The sequence below is a fragment of the Bacteroides zhangwenhongii genome (genome assembly GCF_009193325.2).
GTDB classification, from domain to species: domain Bacteria; phylum Bacteroidota; class Bacteroidia; order Bacteroidales; family Bacteroidaceae; genus Bacteroides; species Bacteroides zhangwenhongii.
This window is the reverse complement of the sequence record NZ_CP059856.1, coordinates 2,278,422-2,299,452: the sequence shown is the minus strand read 5'-3', so window position 1 is coordinate 2,299,452 and position 21,031 is coordinate 2,278,422. Positions and strand designations below refer to the sequence as shown.

Below are 21,031 nucleotides of genomic sequence, written 5' to 3'. Positions count from 1 at the left end.
TTTTGTTCTCTGGTTAAGTTCTCCCTTTTGGTTCTTTTTGTTCTACAGAGATGGCGGGAAAGAAGAGTGGTATTCTCTTAAATACCTGTTAACCAATATTCGTGAAAAATCTTTTTTACTTTCAATTATTTTTCGGATTTTTGTGTCCTTATAATACATATCTGAATTAAAATGGAGAACAAACTGTATAGACTTGTCTTTTTAACCGTAGTTTTCTTCTTTGCCATAGGGATGCAAGCGCAGAGGCGGAATGCCCGCTATGTAGAATATATAAACAAGTATAGCGAGCTGGCTGTTGAACAAATGAAACTTTATAAGATTCCCGCCAGTATCACGTTGGCGCAAGGATTGCTGGAAAGTGGTGCCGGGTATAGTCAATTGGCGCGAAAGAGCAATAACCATTTTGGTATCAAATGTGGCGGCAGTTGGCGGGGACGCAGCGTCCGTCATGATGACGATGCGCGCAATGAATGTTTTCGTGCTTATAAGCACCCGCGTGATTCTTACGAAGACCATTCCGATTTTCTTCGAAGAGGAGCCCGTTATGCCTTCCTTTTCAAACTCGATATTACCGATTATAAAGGATGGGCGCGCGGATTGAAGAAGGCGGGATACGCAACTGATCCTTCCTATGCTAACCGCTTGATTACGATTATCGAAGATTACGATCTCTACAAATATGACCGCAAAGGTGTTTATTCGGAACGTAAGTTACGCAAAAATCCTTGGCTGATGAATCCTCATCAGGTATATATTGCCAATGATATTGCCTATATCGTTGCCCGTAACGGCGATACCTTTAAAGATTTAGGTAAGGAGTTTGATATTAGTTGGAAGAAGCTTGTGAAATACAATGATCTGCAACGTGATTATACGTTAGTAGAAGGAGATATTATCTATTTGAAGAGCAAGAAGAAAAAGGCTTCCAAACCTTATACCGTATATATTGTAAAAGATGGAGATTCCATGCATGGCATCTCTCAAAAATACGGTATCCGCCTTAAGAATCTGTATAAGATGAATCGTAAGGATGGCGAATATGTCCCCGAAGTAGGAGACCGTTTGCGTCTGCGGTAGGTTACTGTTAGATAAAAAAGAATTTTTGCTAAAACTTATTGACTCATTCATCTGTTATTATTTGGATAAAACATGATTGGAATATGAGTCTTAACATAGCAAAAAACAATAAGAAACGGGTCGTCATAGTGGGCGGCGGTTTCGGTGGTCTGAAGTTGGCAAACAAGTTGAAAAAGTCGGGCTTTCAAGTCGTGTTGATAGATAAGAACAACTATCACCAGTTTCCTCCTTTAATTTATCAGGTAGCTTCGGCGGGTATGGAACCGACTTCCATCTCCTTCCCTTTTCGCAAAATTTTTCAGCACCGGAAAGATTTCTACTTCCGTATGGCGGAGGTGCGTGCCATTTTTCCCGAAAAGAACATGATACAGACTTCCATCGGGAAAGCCGAATATGATTATTTGGTTTTGGCGGCGGGTACAACCACCAATTTCTTTGGCAATAAACACATTGAAGAGGAAGCAATGCCGATGAAAAACGTGTCGGAGGCTATGGGGTTGAGAAATGCTCTTCTGGCTAATTTAGAGCGGGCTCTCACTTGTTCTACCAAGCAGGAACAACAGGAATTATTGAACATTGTCATCGTTGGAGGCGGAGCGACGGGAATAGAAGTGGCCGGAATACTTTCAGAGATGAAGAGGTTCGTATTGCCGAATGACTATCCGGATATGCCTAGCAGCCTGATGCACATATATTTGATAGAAGCGGGATCGAGATTACTTGCCGGGATGTCGGAGGATTCGTCATTGCACGCGGAAAAATTTCTTCGTGAGATGGGAGTGAATATTTTGCTGAATAAACGAGTGATAGACTATCGCGACCATAAAGTTATACTCGAAGATGGAACAGAAATCGCTACACGTACTTTTATTTGGGTAAGTGGTGTTACCGGAGTAACTATCGGTAACATGAACCCATCGTTGATAGGTCGTGGCGGACGTATTAAAGTAGATCAATTTAACCGTGTAGAAGGAATGGATAATGTGTTCGCTATCGGTGATCAATGCATTCAATCTACTGATGAAAGTTATCCGAACGGGCATCCGCAATTGGCACAAGTCGCTATCCAGCAAGGCGAACTGTTGGCAAAGAACCTGATACGTCTTGAAAAAGGACAGGAGATGAAACCTTTCCATTATCGTAATTTGGGCTCTATGGCGACAGTAGGACGTAACCGTGCTGTTGCGGAATTTAGTAAAGTGAAGATGCAAGGCTGGTTGGCTTGGGTTATGTGGTTGGTAGTCCATCTGCGTTCCATTCTTGGAGTGCGTAACAAGGTGGTCGTACTTCTTAACTGGATATGGAATTATTTCACTTATGATCAATCTATGCGTATGATTGTCTATGCGCGAAAAGCAAAAGAAATTCGTGATCGGGAAAAGGTGGAGGCAACTACTCATTTAGGGCAGGATTTGCTGTCGGAAGATCAGTAGCCTTTCCATTATACATAACCGGATACAGCTTTGTGGAAGGAATAAAAATATAGGGCTATTTGCATTGTTTTCAATATAATAACTTATCTTTGTGCGCATAATATTGAAAACAACGCTGGCTTTTGCTTATGAATCGACGATATTGCTGTTTGTTTGTAGTTCTCTTTTGGGCTGTTCTTATTCAGGCGGCAGCTACGGAACGTACATTCAATATACTTTTCCTACAATCTTATACAGCGCAGACTCCTTGGCATAGCAGCCTGAACCAAGGATTGGCAAAAGGATTCAGAGAGAGTGGGATAAAGGTGAATATTACAACAGAATATCTGGATGCCGATTTTTGGACATTCCGGTCGGAGAAGGTAATCATGCGCCGCTTTTGTGAACGTGCCCGTGAAAGGAAGACCGATTTGATTGTTACGGCAAGTGATGAGGCCTTTTACACGCTTTTTGCCTGTGGCGATTCGTTGCCCTTGCAGATTCCGGTAGTGTTTTTCGATATTAAATATCCTGATGAAAAATTGATTGCTGCCCATCCTAATGTTTGCGGGTTTGTTGCCAATCCTGACTTTGATGTGATTCTCCGCCAGGCTCAGAAAATATTTCCTTTACGGAAAGAAGTGCTTTGTGTGATAGACAATAGTTTTCTGAGTGCAAGGGGGCTTAATGACTTTCAAGAGGAGTGGGACATCTTTCAGAAAGATCATCCGGATTATGATATGAAAATCTATAATACCCAGAATCATACGACCAGTCATATTATTGCAGCTATTTGTTATCCGCGTAACAGTCACGGGCGTCTTGTCATAGCTCCTAAATGGTCTCCTTTTCTCTCATTTGTCGGGAAGAACTCTAAAGCTCCTGTGTTTGCAAGCCAGAATGTGGGGCTGACTAATGGTGTATTCTGTGCCTATGACAGTGATGCTTATACTTCGGCATTATTGGCCGGGCAAAAGGCTTCTCAAGTATTGAAGGGGACATCTCCACAAGAAATAGGAGTAACGGAAAGCAAGCAGGGATTTATATATGATTATAAGCAATTGGATTTCTTCTACGTTGATCCTGATAAGGTAGCCTCAAGTGGAATAATTGTCAATGAACCTTATTGGGAGAAGTATAAATTCCTATTTATTCTTCTTTATCCGTCTATTTTGGCATTGTTGGTTGTTTCCGTCGTATGGCTGATGAGGGTTAACCGGCGCGAATCTAAACGGCGGATTCAAGCACAAACCCGTTTATTGGTGCAGAATAAGTTGGTAGAACAGCGTAATGAGTTTGATAATATTTTCCATTCTATCCGCGATGGGGTGATAACGTATGATACTGATTTGCATATTCATTTTACGAATAGTTCTCTGCTGAAAATGCTCCATTTGCCTAGCGAGGCGGGAGGACGTGTTTATGAAGGGATGATGGCAGGCAGTATTTTCAATATATATAATGAGGGGCAGGATATTCTTCATAAGATGTTGAAACAAGTGGCCGGCACAGGGGAGAGCGTGCAGATACCTCAAGGTTCTTTTATGAAAGAGGTGCATAGCGATAAGTATTTCCCGGTGTCTGGAGAAATTGTACCTATCCGTTCAAGGGGTATGATTACCGGTATGGCGTTTTCCGCCCGGAATATCTCGGATGAAGAAATGCAAAAACGTTTTTTTGATATGGCGATGGATGAAAGTTCCATTTATCCGTGGCAATTCGATGTGGAAACAAATTGTTTCATCTTTCCTCAGGGCTTTTTGACACGTCTGGGATATGAAGAATCGGTTACGATAATTTCACGTGAGGATATGGAGCGGACGGTTCATCCGGACGATTTGAAGGAAGTGAAACTGTTATTTGACAGGGCGCTGACCGGAGAAGATACGAATACGCGCCTGAACTTCCGTCAACGTAACGCCGATGGTGAATACGAGTGGTGGGAATACCGTTCTTCCGTTATCACAGGATTGACGCAAGACTCGCTGTATAATATATTAGGTGTCTGTCAAAGTATTCAGCGATATAAGACGGCCGAACAGGAAATGAGGGAAGCGCGTGATAAAGCTCTTCAGACTGATAAACTGAAATCAGCCTTCCTTGCCAATATGAGCCATGAGATTCGTACTCCATTGAATGCTATTGTTGGTTTCTCCGATTTGCTGAGTGATACAAGTGGGTTTACAACAGAAGAAGTTGCTCAGTTTATTGCGACTATTAATAAAAATTGTGGTTTGCTGTTGGCATTGATTAATGATATTCTTGACTTGTCCCGTATAGAGTCAGGTACGATGGAATTTATCTTTGCGGAACATAACTTACCTCTGCTGTTGAAGACTGTTCACGATTCACAGCGGTTGAATATGCCTCCGGGAGTGGAACTGCTGCTACGTATGCCCGAAGGGGATAAAAAGTACCTTCAGACAGATAACGTACGCCTGCAACAGGTAGTGAATAATCTGATTAATAATGCGGCTAAGTTTACATTCAGCGGTTCTATCACTTTCGGTTATGAAGAAGAGGAAGAGCCCGGATATACCCGTATCTTTGTAGAAGATACCGGAGTCGGCATTTCGGAAGAAGGTATCCGGCACATCTTTGAACGGTTCTATAAAGTTGATAATTTCACACAAGGGGCAGGATTGGGATTGAGTATCTGTCAAACAATTGTCGAGCGTTTAAAAGGGACTATTTCTGTAACTTCCGAAGTGGGTAAGGGAACCCGTTTCACTGTGCGCCTTCCCGATTATTGCGAATAAATCGGACTGTTCTTCTTTGATTGTGTCAAATAAGAACACTTCTTCCGCCAAACAGACCTTTTTTTGTCCTTAAATACCCGTACCTTTGCCCCGCTCAATTCAATAGGATTTTAAGGTATGAGACTAATCGTAAAAGGTACACTGACGCTCTTTCTTTTATTGTTAATCAGTATTCCTCTAAGCGCACAGTATGTAGTGCAAGGAGTGGTGACTGATTCTCTGACAAAAGAACCTCTACCTTATGCATCTGTACGTCTGAAAGACACGACTGAGGGAACTACGACCGGCAGTGACGGACGCTTTTATTTCAAGACCAACCGTTCCGAAGCAATTCTTGTGATATCGGTCATCGGCTATAACGAGAATAGTCGGAGGATTTATCCGGCCCGTAATTTATCCTACAAAGTAGCGCTTGCGCCTACTGCTTATGACCTTTCTGAAGTTGTGGTAAAGCCCAAACGGGAGCGTTACCGGAAAAAAGATAATCCGGCAGTGGAATTTGTTCGTCGGATGATTGAGAGTCGTGATAATCATTCTCCAAATGAAAAAGATTTTTGGCAACGCGAACGTTATGAGAAGACTACTTTCGCGCTGAATAATTTTGATGAAGAGAAGCAGAAGAAATGGTTATATCGTAAATTTGATTTTCTTACCGAGTATATAGATACTTCTGCCGTCACCGGTAAACCTATTCTTACCGTATCAGCCCGAGAGTTGCTTGCTACGGACTATTATCGGAAATCTCCCCGCTCCGAGAAACAATGGGTGAAAGGACGCAAACAGGCGGGTGTTGATGAGTTCCTTTCCAAACAAGGGATGCAGGCTGCTATCAACGAAGTTTTCAAGGATGTGGATATTTACGAAAATAACATTTCCCTGTTTACCAATAAGTTTGTCAGTCCACTGTCCCGCATCGGTACGGGATTCTATAAGTATTATCTGATGGATACATTGCAGATAGCCGGTGAACCTTGTGTAGATCTGGCTTTCACCCCATTTAACTCCGAGTCTTTCGGATTCAACGGACATCTGTATGTAGTGCTCGACTCTACTTATTTTGTCAAACGTGCCGTATTCAACTTTCCCAAAAAGATAAACCTGAATTTTGTAGACTATATGTTGCTCGAACAGGAATTCAAACGTGCCGAAGACGGTACGCGCCTGCTTGATCATGAAAGCATTACGGTTGAATTTAAGTTGACCGAAGGGCAGGATGGGATCTTTGCCCGTCGTGTGGCGGATTATAGCAATTATACATTTGCACCGACTGCAGAAGCCGACAAGGCTTTCACCAAGCCGGAACGTATCATTGAAGAAACGGAGGCTTTGGCGCGTTCCGAATCTTTTTGGGCGGAGAATCGCCCGGAAGCCGCTATCTCGCAACAAGAAAATTCGGTAGATCACTTGATGGCACAGTTGCGCAGTTATCCGGTCTATTATTGGACAGAAAAGGTACTTTCTATCCTCTTTACCGGATATATCCCGACCTCTAAGGAAGCACCTCTTTTCTATATTGGCCCGATGAACGCCACTATTAGCGGTAATACACTCGAAGGTCCCCGTATTCGTGCCGGAGGGATGACAACTGCCTGGCTCAATCCTCATCTGTTTGCAAAAGGGTACATTGCGTACGGTTTTAAGGATGAGCGTGTGAAAGGATTGGCGGAACTGGAATATTCGTTCAAAAAGAAAAAAGAATATGCTAACGAATTTCCTATTCACTCTTTGAAGTTACGTTACGAGTCTGATGTCAACCAATACGGGCAAAACTACCTGTATACGAGTAAAGATAATGTGTTTCTGGCTTTGAAACGTGAAAAGGATGACCGTATCGGTTATTTCAAACAGGCGGAAATGACCTATACCAATGAATTCTATTCGGGCTTTTCTTTCCAATTGACAGCCCGCAGGCGGACGGATGAGTCTTCGTATCTGATTCCTTTCCTGCGAAAAGAGGGCGGCGTTTATACTCCGGTCAAGGATTTTTCTACCAGCGCAGCAGAGTTGAAGTTGCGTTATGCCCCTAATGAGAAGTTTTTCCAAACTCAATGGAACCGTTTTCCCGTTTCGTTGGATGCACCTGTCTTTACCTTGTCGCATACTATTGCCGGTAAGGGTATTTTAGGTAGCGATTATACATATAACCATACTGAGGCCGGTATCCAGAAGCGGTTCTGGTTTTCTGCTTTCGGCTATACGGATATTATTCTGAAAGCGGGTAAAGTGTGGGACAAAGTTCCTTTCCCCTTGTTAATCATGCCCAATGCCAACCTTTCTTATACCATTCAGCCCGAATCTTATTCATTGATGAATGCGATGGAATTTATGAATGACGAATATTTCTCATGGGATGTTACCTATTTCCTCAACGGTTGGTTATTCAATCGTATTCCATTGTTAAAGAAGCTAAAATGGAGGGAGGTTGTCTCATGTCGCGGGTTGTATGGGCATTTAAGTGATAAGAACAATCCGGCCTTGAGTGATGGCTTGTTCGCTTTTCCGATAGCGAACACACAGTCAATGGGGAAAACACCATACGTGGAGGCGGGGATAGGTATTGAAAATATTCTCAAGGTATTACGCTTGGACTATGTGTGGAGGCTTACATACCGTGATGCACCCGGAATTGACAAATCAGGCTTGAGGATAAGTCTCCACATGACCTTCTAAAAGTTAAATCCTGCTAATTGCCATGTTTATATGACAAATAAAGCTCGTTTTAGTAATTAATTAATCTTATTTTTGCAACAATTTTAGTTTAATTTTAATAGAATAGAAATGAAACAAGAAATTAAGCCCGCTACCGGACGTCTCGGCGTGTTGGTAGTTGGAGTGGGTGGAGCAGTTGCTACCACAATGATTACGGGTACACTAGCCTCTCGCAAGGGACTGGCAAAACCGATAGGATCTATTTCACAGTTGGCTACTATGCGCATGGAAAACAATGAGGAAAAACTTATCAAAGATGTTGTACCTTTGACAGATTTGAATGACATTGTTTTCGGAGGTTGGGATATTTTCCCGGATAACGCATACGAGGCTGCTATGTATGCAGAAGTCTTGAAAGAAAAAGACCTGAACGGAGTAAAAGACGAATTGGAAGCCATCAAGCCAATGCCGGCAGCTTTCGATCACAATTTTGCTAAACGTCTGAATGGTACTTATATCAAGAATGCTGCTACCCGTTGGGACATGGTAGAACAACTCCGTCAGGATATCCGTGACTTTAAGGCTGCTAACAACTGCGACCGCATCGTTGTTCTTTGGGCTGCCAGCACAGAAATCTACGTTCCGTTGTCTGACGAACATCAGTCACTCGCCGCTTTGGAAAAAGCAATGAAGGAGAATAATACGGAAGTTATTTCTCCGAGTATGTGTTACGCTTATGCTGCTATTGCAGAAGGTGCTCCGTTTATTATGGGTGCTCCTAACTTGTGCGTAGATACTCCGGCTATGTGGGAATTCTCTAAGAAGATGAATGTGCCTATCTCAGGAAAGGACTTCAAGAGTGGTCAGACTTTGATGAAGACTGTATTGGCTCCGATGTTCAAGACTCGTATGTTGGGTGTGAGCGGTTGGTTCTCTACCAATATATTGGGTAATCGTGACGGTGAAGTTCTTGATCAGCCGGAAAACTTCAAAACAAAAGAAGTCAGCAAGCTGTCTGTAATCGATACTATCTTCGAACCTGAAAAATTCCCCGATCTTTACGGAGATGTTTATCATAAGGTACGTATCAACTACTATCCTCCTCGCAAAGACAACAAAGAAGCATGGGATAACATTGACATCTTCGGATGGATGGGCTATCCGATGGAAATCAAGGTAAACTTCCTTTGCCGCGACTCTATCCTTGCTGCTCCTATCGCGCTCGACCTTGTATTGTTCAGTGATTTGGCAATGCGTGCAGGTATGTGTGGCATCCAGACTTGGTTGTCATTCTTCTGCAAGAGCCCGATGCATGATTTTGAACACCAACCGGAACACGACTTGTTCACTCAATGGAGAATGGTAAAACAGACATTGCGTAACATGATTGGTGAAAAAGAACCTGATTATTTGGCTTAAATAGGAAGATATAATAGAATGAAATATGCGTTAATAGCCGCAGGGCAAGGTTCTCGCCTTGTTTCTGAAGGGGTGAAGGTTCCTAAACCGCTTGTACAAGTGGGGGGTACTCCTCTATTAAGCCGATTATTTCGCATTTTCCTTGATAATGATGCAGAGTCTATCTGCATCATTATTAATGAAGAAATGTCCGAAGTTCGTTGTTTTTTGGAACAACAACAGCGACAACTACCCATACCTCTGAATGTGATTGTAAAATCCACTCCCGATTCTTTCCATAGTTTTTATGAACTCATGCCTTATCTGCAAGGCGAAGGAAAATTCTGTCTGACAACGGTAGACCCGATCTTTCGTGAAGCAGAGTTTGCTGATTATATTCGTACTTTTCGTGCTGATGAATCTGCTGATGCTTTGATGGCTGTTACGGATTATATTGACGACGAACGTCCTCTTTATGTCAAGGCAGCGGATGATTTGCGGATTACGGGATATGCCAGTGAGGCTTATGACGGCTTGCGTTATATATCGGGAGGAATTTATTGTATGAATCAGCGTGCTTTGGCACAGTTGCCTTTAGCGATGGAGGCAGGAGTTTCCCGTATGCGCGGTTTCCAGCAATATCTGGTTGATGCCGGTTTGCAGTTGCGGGCTTACCCATTCTCAAAAGTAATAGACATAGATCATGCGGCGGATGTGAAGAAAGCCGAACTTTTTTTAGATGAACAACTGATTAAATGAGATCCTTGATTTTTGCGGGAATACAGCGATATTCTCTTTTTTCACCCAATCATGTCGGCAATGATGCCGCCATCTTTTCGGCTGTTGCCCAGTATTTGAAAGAAAATGGTCATCAGGTGAATATGTATACGGAACAGGAATTCCTGACTAATTCGTTGAAAGGCGAGAAGTATATATTTACCATGATGCGTAGTAAGGCTTCTGTGCGGAAGTTGCAGAAGCTGGAAGAAAAAGAGGATTGCTTTGCGGTCAATTCCGGACATGGTATCGAGAATTGTACACGTGAGCGAATGACTACTCTGCTGCTTGAAAATCAGATTTCTCACCCTCGAAGTTTGATATGGGATACGAATGATGGTGTTCCCGAAGCATTGATAAAACCTGTATTTGAGCCTTGTTGGTTGAAACGTGCGGACTTTCATGCCATTCATCGTGAAGATGTAACGTTTGTACGTACTTCTGCCGAATTGCAGGAGGTCATTGCGGAATATGCCTTGCGTGGTATCGAGCGTGTGGTGATTAATGAGCATTTGAAAGGTGATTTGGTTAAATTCTATGGAGTAGCCGGTACTGATTTCTTCTATTGGTTTTATCCGCAGGAGGGTAATCATAGCAAATTTGGCCTTGAAGAGATTAATGGTGCTCCGTCCGGCATTCCTTTCTCGGAAGAGGGGTTGCACCAACTTTGCAGTGATGCGGCGAAAGTGCTGGATGTGACGGTATATGGTGGCGACTGTATCGTAGCGCCGGATGGAACGATTCGTATTATTGATTTTAACGATTGGCCTAGTTTTGCTCCCTGCCGTCAGGAAGCGGCGAAGGCGATTGGTGGAATTATCATAAGAAAAGTAGAGAACGTAGGATTATGAATAATGAAGTAAGTGCAAAGGGGCTGGAGGCAACCTTGAAGTCTGCTGATACGGAAGAATGGATCGATTTGTTGTTCTACCGTCCTATCGGTTATCGTTGGGCTCTTCTGTTTCGTCATTTGGGAGTTACTCCTAACGCTATCACCATAGCTTCTATTTTTCTGGGGATAGCTGCCGGTATATTGTTTTATTATAATGACCTGCTGATAAATATAATAGGTATGTGTTTGCTTGTTTGGGCGAATATGTATGACAGTGCTGACGGACAGTTAGCACGTATGACTGGGCAAAAGTCTGAAATTGGTCGTATTCTGGATGGAGTATCCGGTGATTTTTGGTTTATTTCTATTTATGTAGCTATCTGTTTACGACTGACACCGGAATGGGGGTATTGGATTTGGCTATTGGCTGCGGTAGCAGGATTTTCGCATAGTAAGCAGGCGGCTATGGCGGATTATTACCGGAATGTGCATCTTTTCTTCTTGAAAGGGAAATCCGGCAGTGAGTTGGATAATTCCGTGCAACAACGCGAGTTGTATCTTTCGTTGTCATGGAAGAAAGACCTGGTGCGGAAAACATTCCTTTGGTTTTATACGGGTTATACGCATTCGCAGGAACAATTCTCTCCGGCTTTCCAGCGTTTTTTTGCGGCGTTACGTGCGAAATATGGCGAAGTATATCCGCAAGAGGTTAGAAACCGTTTTCGTGAAGGTAGTCTTCCATTAATGAAATACACCAATATTCTTTCATTCAATACACGTGTTATCGTGTTGTTTATTTCGTTATTGGTCAATCTGCCTTGGATTTATTTTGTCTTTGAACTGACCGTACTTAACGGATTACTGATATATATGATATGTCAGCACGAGCGGTTGTGTAGACAAATGTACCAAAACTTATAATATTTATGAAGAGTCGTTTTAGAAACATTTTCCTTGTGTTTGGCATTGTAGCTGTTGTTATCATGCTTTTCACTTTTGATGTATCTTATGAGGAGTTGTTGAACAATCTGAAGCGTGCGGGGATTTACTTGCCGTTGGTGTTGTTGCTGTGGCTGGTTATCTATGCCATTAACGCTCTTTCCTGGTATATTATTGTGCGTAGCGGGGGAAAAGTATCTTCATTGACTTTCTCTAAGTTATATAAATTTACGGTCTCCGGATTTGCAATCAACTATGTTACTCCGGTGGGACTGATGGGAGGGGAGCCTTACCGTATCATGGAACTTACTCCCTACGTAGGAGTGGAACGTGCTACTTCGTCGGTCATCCTTTATGTGATGATGCACATTTTCTCGCATTTCTGTTTATGGTTGAGCGCTGTCGTAATTTATGCGGTGTTCTATCCCGTCAGTTGGGAAATGGGGATTGTACTGGGACTGGTAACGGTTTTCTGTTTGTTGTTGAGTATTCTGTTTGTGAAGGGATACCGTCATGGGATGGCAGTGGCTTGTGTTCATTTGGGAAGTAAAATACCGTTTCTGAAGAAATGGGTTATCCGTTTCTCGGAGACTCATAAGGCGAAACTGGAAAATATAGATAGCCAGATTGCCTTGTTGCATCGTCAAAAGAAAAGTACATTTTATAGTGCGTTGTTTTTGGAATATCTCGCACGTGTTGTTAGTTGTATGGAAGTATGGCTTATATTGAATGTGCTTACTACTAATGTCAGTTTTGTGAGTTGTGTTTTGATTTTGGCATTCTCTTCCTTACTGGCCAATTTATTGTTTTTCTTGCCTATGCAGTTAGGAGGCCGTGAAGGCGGATTTGCTTTGGCGGTAGGTGGCTTGTCCCTGTCGGGAGCCTATGGCGTATATACAGCACTGATCACCCGTGTTCGCGAATTATTCTGGATTGTGATAGGTCTTGCATTAATGAAGATAGGAAATAAAAAATGATAGATAAAGATAAGATAAAAGCGGTTGCTTTTGATTTTGGCGGAACGCTTGACTCGCCTTTTTTGCATTGGATGGATATTTACATTCATCTTTATACGACGAAGTTGAATCTTCCTTTGACAAAAGAAAATTTTCGAGATTCGTATGTATATGCGGAGCGGATGATGGAGCAATTGCAACTAGTAAAGCCCGAACATTCCCTGCTTGAGACGCAGGCATTTAAGACCGACTTACAGTTTAAAAGTCTGATAGAACGTGGCGTTTTGCCGGATACACTGGAGAATAGGAAGGGGTTGCCTTTAAAAGCAGCCCGCCTTGTGACGGATTATTCATCGGATTATGTGGTCGCATCCCGTACTGTACTTGATGAGTTACATCGCTCATACACCCTGTTGCTTGTTTCCAATTATTATGGAAATCTTAAGAAGATTGTAACGGATTTGGGAATTGTATCTTATTTTCACTCTATCACAGATTCGATGCTTGAAGGTGTCCGTAAGCCTGATCCTTCCTTGTGGAAACGGGCAATTGACCGTGCCGGATTTGCCTATGAAGAAGTGCTGGTTGTCGGTGACTCGATGAAAAATGACATCCAACCGGGATTGTCTCTTGGTTGTCAGGTTGTTCAAGGTTGTCCGGAAGGCAGAACAGGAGAAGCCGGTATACCTTTTATTACCCGTTTATCGGAGCTTCCGGCATTGCTTTCTATATAGTTCCAATAACAGAGAAACGGCGTCTCGTTGCAACGAGACGCCGTTTCTCTGTCTATTTGATTTCGATTTCTTCCTTCATATCGATTTCCTCTCCATGTGTATCGTAGAATACATATTGTAGGAAAGCGAGTTTCTGACTTGGAATAACCTTAATACCGAATCCGTATTTCATCTGCCATTTCCGTTTCAGAGAAACGAGTCCCTGATTGATATAGGCGGCAACATACGGATGGACATGTAACGAGAATTTCTTAACCTTCAGTTTGTTGACCAGGTAGTCAATTTTACTCTCCAAAGTGTCCGTAAAGAGAATGGACGATTTGATAGTGCCCTTGCCGAAGCAAGTAGGACAAGTTTCGGTCGTGTTGACATCCATTGCCGGACGCACACGTTGGCGTGTAATCTGCATCAGCCCGAATTTGCTGAGCGGCAGAATATTATGCCGTGCCCTGTCTTTTTGCATATTGGCACACATACGTTCATAAAGCTTCTGACGGTTTTCGGCTTCATTCATGTCAATGAAGTCGACGACAATGATACCACCCATATCTCTTAATCTCAATTGGCGTGCCAGCTCATCGGCGGCTCCAAGATTTACTTCGAGTGCGTTACCTTCCTGCCCGTTGGCATTCTTGGTGCGGTTGCCGCTGTTCACGTCTACTACGTGAAGCGCCTCAGTGTGCTCAATAATCAGATAGGCACCACTCTTGTAAGAGATTGTTTTACCAAACGATGATTTAATCTGTTTGGTGATACCGAAATTGTCGTAAATGGGAAGTTGGCCTTTGTACAGTTTTACGATATTGGCCCGGTCGGGCGCAATTAATGTTACGTAATCTTTAATTTCATTGTACACGGCCTCGTCGTTGACGTGGATGTTCTCAAAAGAAGGGTTGAAGAGGTCACGCAACAAACCTACAGCGCGGCTGGTTTCTTCATAAATCAACGTCGGATACTTGGTGGCTTTCTGTACTTTCACCATTGCATCTTCCCAATGTTTGATCAGGACTCTAAGCTCTCCGTCGAGTTCGGCTACGCGTTTTCCTTCTGCTACGGTACGGACGATGACACCGAAGTTTTTCGGCTTGATACTCATCAGCAGTTGTTTCAGACGGGCGCGTTCTTCGCTCGATTTAATTTTTTGTGATACGGAAACCTTGTCATTGAAAGGGATGAGTACGAGATAGCGCCCAGCAAACGAAATTTCGGACGTCAGTCGCGGTCCCTTGGTGGAGATCGGTTCCTTTACGATTTGCACCACTACTTCTTGTCCCACCTTGAGTGTGTTGGATACAGTCCCATCCTTGTCGAGGTCGGGAAGCAGGGTTGCCTTGCTGATGGAGTTCAGCTTCTTTTTGTCGCTTAAAGTCTGCTTTACAAACTTTTCGAGTGAGTTAAATTGAGGACCCAAATCTAAATAATGGAGGAAAGCGTCTTTCTCGTAACCAACGTCCACAAAGCATGCATTCAGTCCGGGCATCAATTTCTTGATACGTCCTAAATACATATTGCCCACAGAAAAGGAAATATTTCTTCCTTCGCTTTGAAGTTCCACCAAGCTCTTATCTTCGAGAAGAGCGATGGAAACCTCTTTAGGCTGTACGTCAACTACTAGTTCACTTGTCACTGTTTTGTTTCCTTATTATTGATTGAATCTCATTTGTATGAACAACTATTTTAACAAATTGTTCATTTTGAGTTAACTACTTAAACAAAGAACAAACTTGAAAGACATTAGCTTCGCAAGTTTGTTCTTTATTTCTGTGTGATCCAGACCTAAAAATTATTTTTTGCTTTTATGTCTGTTCTTTCTTAATCTTTTTTTACGCTTGTGCGTAGACATTTTATGTCTTTTCTTCTTTTTTCCGCTTGGCATAGCTTCACATTTTATGGGTTAATACTCTTGTTTATTATTTCTTTACTGAAATTGTAAATGTCTTAGCCGGTTTGAAAGCCGGAATGTTGTGCTCAGGGATAATGATAGTAGTATTCTTTGAAATATTACGAGCAGTTTTCTGTGCTCTTTTTTTCACTACGAAACTACCAAATCCACGTAAATACACATTTTCATCGTTAGACAAAGAATCTTTTACAGCATCCATGAAGGCTTCTACTGTAGTAAGAACTGTCTGCTTGTCAATCCCAGTTTTCTTTGTAATCTCGTTTACAATATCTGCTTTAGTCATTTTTCCTTAAAAAAAATATTATTACTATGTTATTGCTAATTTTTTGGACTGCAAATATATAGCTTTTTAAGCTCCTAAAAAAATATATTCTACACATTTTTCTAAAAAAATGGTTGCATAGAGATTTCTTAGAACCAAAAGAGTTACTTTTGTCGGAAAAAGATATACTGATGTGCCAATATGCTAATATGTTTACGGAAACGATTATAGAATGGTATAAAGAAAATAAACGTGATTTGCCGTGGCGTGATTCTTCTGATCCTTATTTGATATGGATTTCGGAAATTATTCTTCAACAGACGCGTGTAGCTCAAGGATATGATTATTTCCTTCGTTTTATCGGACGCTTTCCCGATGTATCTACATTGGCGGATGCGGAGGAGGACGAGGTGATGAAGTATTGGCAGGGGTTGGGATATTATTCCCGTGCCCGCAATCTTCATGCGGCGGCAAAAAGCATGAATGGTGTTTTCCCGAAAACGTATCCGGAGGTACTGGCTTTGAAAGGAGTAGGGGAATATACGGCGGCTGCCATCTGTTCGTTTGCATATAATATGCCTTATGCGGTGGTGGACGGGAATGTGTATCGTGTACTTTCGCGCTATTTTGGTATTGAAACGCCGATTGACTCGACAGCAGGGAAGAAACTGTTTACAGAATTGGCGAACGAGATGTTGGACAAGAAACAGCCTGCCCTGTATAATCAGGGAATTATGGATTTCGGGGCGATTCAATGTACACCGCAGTCACCCGACTGTCTGTTTTGTCCGTTATCTGCCGGCTGTTCGGCTTTATCGAAAGGTCTGGTTACCGTGCTTCCGGTGAAACAGCATAAGACGAAGACAACGAATCGTTACTTCAATTATATCTATGTACGTGCGGGCGCGCATACCTTTATTAATAAACGGACGGATAATGATATCTGGAAGAATCTGTTTGAACTGCCTTTAATAGAGACTTCATCCTCTTTGCCGGAAGAAGAGTTTTTGGCTTTGCCGGAATTTCAGACGTTGTTTGCACCCGGAGAGCAACCTGTGGTGCGTTCGGTATGCAGAGAGGTAAAACATGTATTGTCGCATCGGGTGATTTATGCTAATTTTTATGAAGTGATATTGCCCGAAGGAACTGCTTCTTTCGGTAAATTCCAAAAAATAAAAACTGAGGAATTGGAGCGATACGCTGTTTCCCGCTTGGTGCACGCTTTCATTGAGAAGTATATCGGTCTGAAATAAAAGTTATAACAATTCTTGCATTCTATTGTTATTCTGTTTAATTTTGGCAGCAGATTTGAATTTAAGAATCATAAACTTGATACGTATATGTCAGTAAATAAAGTGATATTGTTAGGAAACGTGGGTCAGGATCCACGTGTAAAATACTTCGATGCAGGCTCGGCTGTAGCTACTTTTCCGTTGGCAACAACAGAACGCGGTTATACGTTAGCAAATGGGACTCAGATTCCCGACAGGACAGAGTGGCATAATATCGTTGCATCCAACCGTTTGGCTGAGATTGTAGACAAATACGTACACAAAGGTGACAAGTTGTATCTGGAAGGAAAGATTAGAACCCGTTCGTACACAGACCAGGCTGGTGCTACCCGTTATACTACAGAAATTTATGTAGATAATATGGAAATGCTGACTCCGAAAGGAACTAACCCCAGTGCGGGAGCTACAGCTTCCACGCAGCAACCCGTTGCCACTCCGGTACAGCAGCCGCAACAGTCACAGCAATCGCAGGCTCAATCAATACAAGATAATTCGGCGGATGATTTGCCGTTCTAGATAATATGGTAGTGTGCCGACTGGTTTTCGCAAACTTATAGGCACATTATCTTTTGTTTAACTAAAATATAGAATCTTTGGACTCAGATGGTTATTTAAGCCAGTTAGCTGGCATTTTCGACGGTATTACCGTACTTACTCCTTCTATCTCTGCTATTATCGCCATAGTATTGGCTGGTGTGCTCCTGCTTGCTTCCGGTTTTGCTTCGGCTTCTGAAATAGCTTTTTTCTCGCTTTCCCCTTCGGACCGGAATGATATTGACGAACGCAATCATCCTTCCGATGAAAAAATAAGTGCACTTCTTGGTGATTCCGAACGCCTTCTGGCGACGATACTGATCACTAATAACTTTGTGAACGTGACTATTATCATGCTCTGCAATTTCTTTTTCATGAATGTGTTTATCTTCCATTCTCCATTGGCAGAGTTTCTTATACTGACTGTAATACTTACTTTTCTGTTATTGTTGTTCGGTGAAATAATGCCGAAGATCTATTCAGCACAGAAAACTTTGGCTTTTTGCCGTTTCTCCGCACCGGGAATTTATTATCTAGAGAAGATATTCCGTCCGGTGGCTACTGTCTTGGTACGTTCAACGGCTTTTCTTAATAAGCATTTCGCCAAAAAGAGTCATAATATCTCTGTTGACGAGTTGTCGCACGCATTGGAACTGACAGATAAGGCGGAACTGTCTGAGGAGAATAATATCTTGGAAGGTATTATCCGTTTTGGCGGAGAAACAGTGAAGGAGGTGATGACATCACGTCTGGATATGGTCGATTTGGATATCCGTACACCTTTCAAGGAGGTGATGCAATGTATCATTGAGAATGCTTATTCGCGTATTCCTATCTATTCCGGTTCGCGGGATAATATCAAGGGAGTGTTGTATATCAAGGATCTTCTGCCTCATGTGAACAAAGGAGATAACTTTCGTTGGCAATCGTTGATTCGTCCGGCTTATTTTGTGCCGGAGACGAAGATGATCGATGACTTGTTGCGTGATTTTCAGGCGAATAAGATTCATATAGCCATTGTTGTTGATGAATTCGGAGGAACGTCCGGATTGGTGACGATGGAAGATATTATTGAAGAAATTGTGGGTGAGATTCATGATGAATATGACGATGAAGAACGTACATACGTTGTATTGAACGACCATACTTGGATTTTTGAAGCGAAGACACAATTGACCGATTTCTATAAGATTGTAAAAGTAGACGAAGATGAGTTTGAGAAGGTGATAGGGGATGCGGATACTTTGGCTGGTATGTTGCTTGAGATAAAGGGGGAATTTCCTGCCTTACACGAGAAGGTGACTTATCATAATTATGAATTTGAAGTATTGGAGATGGACAGTCGCCGTATCTTGAAAGTGAAGTTTACGATTTTGCCAAAGGAATCGGAGATAGGAGAAGAGAAAGAGTGATGGAAGACATACTTACGAAAGCATAATCGGGCAAACGGAGAATGGCGTTATTTCTGCAACATAAGACGGATGACAGGCAGTGGGCTGTGTGGAAGATGGAAGAATCTTTGGATGTGCTGTTGGCTCTTTTACCTTCTACACGGAAGTTGTCTTGCGAAAAGGAATTGCTACGTTTTGCTTCCGAACAGAGGAAGAGGGAGTGGTTGTCTGTCCGTGTTTTGTTATATGCGATGCTGCAGGAGGATAAAGAGATTGTTTACTCTTCCGAAGGCAAACCTTTTCTTTCCGATCATTCTTTCTATATTAGTATTTCTCATACGAAAGGATATGTGGCGGTGATATTGTGTGACGTGGCTCCTGTGGGGATTGATATTGAGCGATACGGTATTCGTGTGCAGAGGGTTTTTGAACGTTTTACTCGTGAAGATGAACAGGTAGAGTCTTATCTGGGGGATAAGACGTGGAGTATGTTATTGCATTGGTCGGCCAAAGAAACCATTTTCAAACGTATGAACGATGCGGATGCCGACTTGCGTAAACTCCGTCTGTCGCATTTTGTTCCTTTGGAAGAGGGCGAATTTCAAGTTCAGGAGTTGGTGACGGAGCAGCGGACGGTTTATACCGTAGGCTATCGCATCCATCCTGATTTTGTATTGACGTGGATGCTTGATTGAGGTATTTCGTAGTCTGATATAATTGTGTCCGTATGGTTGCTCGGTGCCGCTGGGCAAGGCTGGAAGTCGTTTCCACTTATCTTTTAAATCAGTTTTCACCGGTTTCACCTCGAAAAATTTGTTTTGGGGCTATTCATACTTGAGACGATAGATGTTAACACTTAAGATGATGAGTATTAATACTTGAGATGATGGGTGTTAATATCTGAGACGGTGGATATATATGGCTATCACGTATATATACTCACCATGGATATTAATGGCTGAAATAAAGTTGCATAATGAAAGATATAAAGCTATGCTTTTCTCTATTCTGCCTCTCTTTTCTTCGGAATACTGTTGGAATGTTTTTTTCTGCCTAAAGTGAAACCGATGAAAGCAAAATTTTCTTGTTTTTTAGGTTTGGTTTCATTGTAATGTGCAATGATACAGTAGATTGATATGATAGTGAAACAGGTGAACCTTAATTAAAAAGTGGGGGCAAGCAGAATTAGAATATATATTTATTCAAGTTCCACAAATTCAATTTGTCAATTTCAATTTATAAATATCACAAATATGGTTCATCTCATCCGTCATGGTAATCATCTGTTAATTCAACTTTCAGGACTATTCACTCAAGGTTCTCCAGCTCGCATTGAGCTACATGGAGTTCTTGTATGAGTGTTTCTACCCGACTTATCTCTTGATATAAGAGATTCTCCGCCTCCTGCACGTAGTGCTGGCAGAAGTAATCAAACTGTTGGTCGTTCCACACACCATTCAGAGCGTTCGCCGCCCGCGTGAGGTCGCCTTTCATGCGGGTCAATTCTTCGATAGGTATTACTTCGTACATAACTGTAGCATATTATTCATTCAATCAATTTAGTAAGGAAGGAGAGCACAACCAAGAATCCGCCAAAGGGTAATGCTACTATCGCTGGCTTTGTGCCTGCTGCAAGTAGCTGATATACTTACGTATAAACTCCGTAGAGCGGTTCACCATAGCGGGTAGCATTCCTTGAAGATTAGTCAAGTGGTTTCCCACGTCTATCCAAATGGCTTCCACTCGATTTTGCAGAACGCGAGCCTGGCGTAGGTCATCTTGTCGTAGGCGAAGACGTTCGCGTACCTCGGCTAGTTCAACTCGTTCATCACTTAGCTCCTGCTGCAAGTAAGCTCGTTCGCTGCCATCAGGGTCGGATTCGGCGTCGAGGTCTCGCAATTGAGACCTAAGGTCGTTAATACACTCATCTATTCCCATTTTTTCCTCATCGATTTCCTCTATTTCAGCCTCAATAGTAGCCACTGTAGCCCGTGCATTGTCGCGTGTGAACTGTATGCGCTGACTTATCACCAAGGCAATTTGTTGCACAGAAGAAACTAATGTATCCGCTCGGCTAATGTAGGAATAGAGGGCGGAAATGTCATGTACCGATACG

Annotated in this window: 18 protein-coding genes; 14 read left to right on the top strand and 4 right to left on the bottom strand. The window is 42.4% G+C overall.

All coding sequences use genetic code 11. The features are described from left to right. Window positions 1-171 precede the first annotated feature (171 nt). From GD630_RS09320 to GD630_RS09275, 10 genes are all read left to right on the top strand, one after another. Window positions 172-1,077, top strand: a complete 906-nt coding sequence (locus GD630_RS09320) for a glucosaminidase domain-containing protein (RefSeq protein WP_143866480.1) — start codon at window positions 172-174, stop codon at window positions 1,075-1,077. Between the two features lie 83 nt (window positions 1,078-1,160). After that, entirely contained in the window at window positions 1,161-2,510 is a 1,350-nt protein-coding gene (locus GD630_RS09315) for an NAD(P)/FAD-dependent oxidoreductase (protein ID WP_143866478.1), read from the top strand. A 128-nt stretch (window positions 2,511-2,638) separates the two neighbouring features. Next, window positions 2,639-5,248, top strand: coding sequence for a sensor histidine kinase (locus GD630_RS09310; RefSeq protein ID WP_143866476.1), 2,610 nt, complete (start codon window positions 2,639-2,641; stop codon window positions 5,246-5,248). Window positions 5,249-5,365: 117 nt separating this feature from the next. Continuing rightward, entirely contained in the window at window positions 5,366-7,918 is a 2,553-nt protein-coding gene (locus GD630_RS09305) for a DUF5686 and carboxypeptidase-like regulatory domain-containing protein (RefSeq protein WP_143866474.1), read from the top strand. A 108-nt stretch (window positions 7,919-8,026) separates the two neighbouring features. Then, window positions 8,027-9,316, top strand: a complete 1,290-nt coding sequence (locus GD630_RS09300) for an inositol-3-phosphate synthase (protein ID WP_007765839.1) — start codon at window positions 8,027-8,029, stop codon at window positions 9,314-9,316. 18 nt (window positions 9,317-9,334) lie between these two features. Then, window positions 9,335-10,054: a nucleotidyltransferase family protein gene (locus GD630_RS09295; RefSeq protein ID WP_143866472.1), complete on the top strand. Its 720-nt coding sequence runs from the start codon at window positions 9,335-9,337 to the stop codon at window positions 10,052-10,054. After that, entirely contained in the window at window positions 10,051-10,923 is an 873-nt protein-coding gene (locus GD630_RS09290; protein WP_007749659.1) for a hypothetical protein, read from the top strand. The genes GD630_RS09295 and GD630_RS09290 overlap by 4 nt, the downstream gene beginning before the upstream one ends. Beyond that, on the top strand, window positions 10,920-11,825 hold the full coding sequence (locus GD630_RS09285) for a CDP-alcohol phosphatidyltransferase family protein (RefSeq protein WP_143866470.1): 906 nt from the start codon (window positions 10,920-10,922) through the stop codon (window positions 11,823-11,825). The genes GD630_RS09290 and GD630_RS09285 overlap by 4 nt, the downstream gene beginning before the upstream one ends. 5 nt (window positions 11,826-11,830) lie before the next feature. Then, window positions 11,831-12,820, top strand: a complete 990-nt coding sequence (locus GD630_RS09280) for a lysylphosphatidylglycerol synthase transmembrane domain-containing protein (protein ID WP_007749663.1) — start codon at window positions 11,831-11,833, stop codon at window positions 12,818-12,820. Further along, a complete protein-coding gene (locus GD630_RS09275; RefSeq protein ID WP_143866468.1) occupies window positions 12,817-13,533 on the top strand; it encodes an HAD family hydrolase in 717 nt (238 codons plus the stop codon). The genes GD630_RS09280 and GD630_RS09275 overlap by 4 nt, the downstream gene beginning before the upstream one ends. Window positions 13,534-13,585: 52 nt before the next feature. Here GD630_RS09275 and GD630_RS09270 read toward each other — a convergent pair whose 3' ends face one another. Then, entirely contained in the window at window positions 13,586-15,160 is a 1,575-nt protein-coding gene (locus GD630_RS09270) for an Rne/Rng family ribonuclease (protein WP_007749668.1), read from the bottom strand. Window positions 15,161-15,443: 283 nt separating this feature from the next. Further along, window positions 15,444-15,719: an HU family DNA-binding protein gene (locus GD630_RS09265; RefSeq protein WP_004300646.1), complete on the bottom strand. Its 276-nt coding sequence runs from the start codon at window positions 15,717-15,719 to the stop codon at window positions 15,444-15,446. A 170-nt stretch (window positions 15,720-15,889) separates the two neighbouring features. Between GD630_RS09265 and mutY the strand changes: the two genes are divergently transcribed. The 4 genes from mutY to GD630_RS09245 all read left to right on the top strand — a co-directional run bounded on the left by mutY (window position 15,890) and on the right by GD630_RS09245 (window position 19,610). Continuing rightward, window positions 15,890-16,951, top strand: coding sequence for an A/G-specific adenine glycosylase (gene mutY / locus GD630_RS09260; RefSeq protein WP_143866603.1), 1,062 nt, complete (start codon window positions 15,890-15,892; stop codon window positions 16,949-16,951). Between the two features lie 87 nt (window positions 16,952-17,038). Continuing rightward, window positions 17,039-17,506, top strand: a complete 468-nt coding sequence (locus GD630_RS09255) for a single-stranded DNA-binding protein (RefSeq protein ID WP_143866466.1) — start codon at window positions 17,039-17,041, stop codon at window positions 17,504-17,506. 77 nt (window positions 17,507-17,583) lie between these two features. After that, a complete protein-coding gene (locus tag GD630_RS09250; RefSeq protein ID WP_143866464.1) occupies window positions 17,584-18,936 on the top strand; it encodes a gliding motility-associated protein GldE in 1,353 nt (450 codons plus the stop codon). A 41-nt stretch (window positions 18,937-18,977) separates the two neighbouring features. Beyond that, window positions 18,978-19,610, top strand: a complete 633-nt coding sequence (locus GD630_RS09245; protein WP_143866462.1) for a 4'-phosphopantetheinyl transferase family protein — start codon at window positions 18,978-18,980, stop codon at window positions 19,608-19,610. A gap of 613 nt (window positions 19,611-20,223) precedes the next feature. On the opposite strand, the gene GD630_RS09240 is transcribed toward GD630_RS09245, so the two are convergent. Both GD630_RS09240 and GD630_RS09235 read right to left on the bottom strand, forming a co-directional pair. Beyond that, window positions 20,224-20,445 carry a hypothetical protein gene (locus tag GD630_RS09240; RefSeq protein ID WP_143866460.1) on the bottom strand — a complete coding sequence of 74 codons (222 nt, stop codon included), beginning with the start codon at window positions 20,443-20,445 and terminating at the stop codon, window positions 20,224-20,226. Window positions 20,446-20,523: 78 nt separating this feature from the next. Further along, complete coding sequence (locus GD630_RS09235; RefSeq protein WP_143866459.1) at window positions 20,524-20,964, bottom strand: hypothetical protein; 441 nt, start codon at window positions 20,962-20,964, stop codon at window positions 20,524-20,526. Between the last annotated feature and the right edge of the window lie 67 nt (window positions 20,965-21,031).

Excerpts from the sequence above, each read along its gene's own strand:
- GD630_RS09265 (WP_004300646.1), bottom strand. The coding sequence starts at position 15,719 with ATGACTAAAGCAGATATTGTAAACGAGATTACAAAGAAAACTGGGATT.
- GD630_RS09275 (WP_143866468.1), top strand. The coding sequence starts at position 12,817 with ATGATAGATAAAGATAAGATAAAAGCGGTTGCTTTTGATTTTGGCGGA.
- GD630_RS09295 (WP_143866472.1), top strand. The coding sequence starts at position 9,335 with ATGAAATATGCGTTAATAGCCGCAGGGCAAGGTTCTCGCCTTGTTTCT.
- GD630_RS09255 (WP_143866466.1), top strand. The coding sequence starts at position 17,039 with ATGTCAGTAAATAAAGTGATATTGTTAGGAAACGTGGGTCAGGATCCA.
- mutY (WP_143866603.1), top strand. The coding sequence starts at position 15,890 with ATGTGCCAATATGCTAATATGTTTACGGAAACGATTATAGAATGGTAT.
- GD630_RS09290 (WP_007749659.1), top strand. The coding sequence starts at position 10,051 with ATGAGATCCTTGATTTTTGCGGGAATACAGCGATATTCTCTTTTTTCA.
- GD630_RS09320 (WP_143866480.1), top strand. The coding sequence starts at position 172 with ATGGAGAACAAACTGTATAGACTTGTCTTTTTAACCGTAGTTTTCTTC.
- GD630_RS09245 (WP_143866462.1), top strand. The coding sequence starts at position 18,978 with ATGGCGTTATTTCTGCAACATAAGACGGATGACAGGCAGTGGGCTGTG.
- GD630_RS09305 (WP_143866474.1), top strand. The coding sequence starts at position 5,366 with ATGAGACTAATCGTAAAAGGTACACTGACGCTCTTTCTTTTATTGTTA.
- GD630_RS09280 (WP_007749663.1), top strand. The coding sequence starts at position 11,831 with ATGAAGAGTCGTTTTAGAAACATTTTCCTTGTGTTTGGCATTGTAGCT.
- GD630_RS09310 (WP_143866476.1), top strand. The coding sequence starts at position 2,639 with ATGAATCGACGATATTGCTGTTTGTTTGTAGTTCTCTTTTGGGCTGTT.
- GD630_RS09300 (WP_007765839.1), top strand. The coding sequence starts at position 8,027 with ATGAAACAAGAAATTAAGCCCGCTACCGGACGTCTCGGCGTGTTGGTA.
- GD630_RS09315 (WP_143866478.1), top strand. The coding sequence starts at position 1,161 with ATGAGTCTTAACATAGCAAAAAACAATAAGAAACGGGTCGTCATAGTG.
- GD630_RS09285 (WP_143866470.1), top strand. The coding sequence starts at position 10,920 with ATGAATAATGAAGTAAGTGCAAAGGGGCTGGAGGCAACCTTGAAGTCT.
- GD630_RS09240 (WP_143866460.1), bottom strand. The coding sequence starts at position 20,445 with ATGTACGAAGTAATACCTATCGAAGAATTGACCCGCATGAAAGGCGAC.